Raw genomic sequence first — 2,331 nt, 5'->3', positions numbered from 1 at the left:
ACGCCGCCGATGCCCCAGTTCTCCTTGGGCACGTCGTGGATCCACACGCGCACGTTCTCCTTCGGCGCCCCCACCGCCTCCATCATGGCCTGGGTGACCTTCTCGATCACGGCACGCTTCTGCTCTTCGGTGCGACCTTCGATGAGGTAGATCTGTGCGAACGGCATGAGCTTCTCCTGTGTCCTGTGGTCGGTCGCTGCGCTCAGGCGGCGGCCTTGTGCGCCGCGGCGGCGCGCTCTCGTGCCAGCGTCATCGCGGTGTCCTCGATCATGTCCTCCTGGCCGCCCACCATGCCGCGGCGACCCAGTTCGACCAGGATCTCACGAGCCGGCACGCCGTATTTCTTCTCGGCGCGCTTGGCGAACAGCAGGAAGGACGAGTACACGCCGGCATAGCCCAGCGTCAGCGAATCGCGGTCGACACGGATGATGTGATCCATGATCGGCACCACCAGATCCTCGGCCACATCCTGGATCCTGAACACGTCCACGCCGGTCGCGATGCCCATGCGGTCGCACACGGCGATGAACACCTCCATCGGCGTGTTGCCCGCGCCGGCGCCCAGTCCGGCGGCCGCCGCGTCGATGCGGTTCGCACCGGCGGCCACCGCGGCGACCGAGTTGGCCACCCCCATCGCCAGGTTGTGGTGGCCGTGGAAGCCCAGTTCGGTTTCGGGCTTGAGGGCATCGCGCACCGCGCGCAGCCGTACCGTCACGTCGTCGGGCAGCATGTAGCCGGCCGAGTCGGTGACGTAGATGCAGTTCGCCCCGTAGCCCTCCATCAGCAGCGCCTGGCTCACCAGCTTCTCGGGGCTGGCCATGTGGGCCATCATCAGGAAGCCCACAGTGTCCATGTCGAGCGCGCGCGCCTTCGAGATGTGCTGCTCGGACACGTCGGCCTCGGTGCAGTGGGTGGCCACGCGCACGGTGTGCACGCCCAGGTCCTTGGCCATCAGCAGGTGGTCGACGGTGCCGATGCCGGGCAGCAGCAGCGCCGACACCTTGGCCTGCTTCATCAGCGGGATCACGGCGCCGAGGTATTCCTCGTCGCTGTGGGCCGGGAAGCCGTAGTTCACCGACGAGCCGCCCAGGCCATCGCCGTGGGTCACCTCGATCAGCGGCACGCCGGCAGCGTCCAGTCCGCTGGCGATGCTCTTCATCTGGTCCAGCGTCATCAGGTGACGCTTGGGGTGCATGCCGTCGCGCAACGTCATGTCGTGGACGGTGATCTTCTTGCCTTGCAGGTTCATCATGGCGTTCTCCTTCGTCCGGGTCAGGCCGGCACGGCTTCGAGCTTGAGCGTGCCGGCGATCAGTTCTTCGGCGAACATCTCGGCGGTGCGCGCGGCGGCGGCGGTCATGATGTCGAGGTTGCCGGCGTACTTGGGCAGGTAGTCGCCCAGGCCCTCCACCTCCATGAAGACCGAGACGCGCTTGCCGTCGAACACCGGGCCGTTGACCAGCTTGTAGCCCGGCACGTACTTCTGCACCTCGCGGATCATCTGGTGGATCGACGCAGTGATCCGGTCGCGGTCGGGCTCGTCCACCGTCAGGCAGTGCACGGTATCGCGCATGATCAGCGGCGGCTCGGCCGGGTTGATGATGATGATGGCCTTGCCCTTCTTCGCACCGCCGACCTTCTCGACCGCGCCGGCCGTGGTGCGGGTGAACTCGTCGATGTTCTTGCGCGTGCCGGGGCCGACCGAGCGGCTGGAGACCGTGGCGACGATCTCGCCGTAGGCCACCGCCTGCACCTGCGACACCGCCGCCACCATCGGGATCGTGGCCTGTCCGCCGCAGGTGACCATGTTGACGTTCATCTCGCGCCGCCCGAGGTGCTGCTTCAGGTTCACCGGAGGCACGCAGAACGGGCCGATGGCCGCGGGCGTGAGGTCGATCATCATCACGCCCAGCGCGTTGAGCTTGCGCGAATTCTCGGCGTGCACGTAGGCGCTGGTGGCGTCGAAGGCGATCTGCACGCCGTCGGCCTTCACATGCGGCAGCAGGCCATCCACGCCCTCGGCGGTGGTCTTGATGCCCATCTCGCGTGCGCGCTTCAAGCCATCGGACTCGGGGTCGATGCCGACCATCCACACGGGCTCGAGCACCGGGCTGCGCTGGAGCTTGGCCAGCAGGTCCGTACCGATGTTGCCCGGCCCGATCAGGGCGCACTTGATCTTCTTCATGTAAAAAAACTCCGGGAGTGAACAGATTCAGGGGCCGGCGACCCGCGCCGCCGGCCACGAGCTCGTCAGTCCCCGCCCCGCAGGTTCTGCACCTGGAACAGGCTGGGCGGGTTGAGCTTGGGATCGACCTGGCCCTTGAACTGGCCA

At 67.0% G+C, this 2,331-nt stretch carries 3 protein-coding genes; all 3 read right to left on the bottom strand.

Features of this window, described 5'->3' with window-relative positions:
• Positions 1-167, bottom strand: a 167-nt coding sequence (locus Y694_RS21365; protein ID WP_036236459.1) for a 2-hydroxymuconate tautomerase, incomplete at its 3' end; no start/stop codon positions are given.
• A 35-nt stretch (positions 168-202) separates the two neighbouring features.
• Positions 203-1,249 carry a 4-hydroxy-2-oxovalerate aldolase gene (gene dmpG / locus Y694_RS21360; RefSeq protein ID WP_036236461.1) on the bottom strand — a complete coding sequence of 349 codons (1,047 nt, stop codon included), beginning with the start codon at positions 1,247-1,249 and terminating at the stop codon, positions 203-205.
• A gap of 23 nt (positions 1,250-1,272) precedes the next feature.
• Positions 1,273-2,184: an acetaldehyde dehydrogenase (acetylating) gene (locus tag Y694_RS21355; protein WP_036236457.1), complete on the bottom strand. Its 912-nt coding sequence runs from the start codon at positions 2,182-2,184 to the stop codon at positions 1,273-1,275.
• Positions 2,185-2,331 lie beyond the last annotated feature (147 nt).

Source organism: Methylibium sp. T29-B (genome assembly GCF_000576225.1).
In the GTDB taxonomy this organism is placed as follows: Bacteria; Pseudomonadota; Gammaproteobacteria; order Burkholderiales; family Burkholderiaceae_C; genus Methylibium; species Methylibium petroleiphilum.
Note: the sequence above shows the minus strand (reverse complement) of the source record. Positions and strands in the feature narration are given on the sequence as shown.

Coding starts and splice junctions, on each gene's coding strand:
- dmpG (WP_036236461.1), bottom strand. CDS start 1,249: ATGAACCTGCAAGGCAAGAAGATCACCGTCCACGACATGACGTTGCGC.
- Y694_RS21355 (WP_036236457.1), bottom strand. CDS start 2,184: ATGAAGAAGATCAAGTGCGCCCTGATCGGGCCGGGCAACATCGGTACG.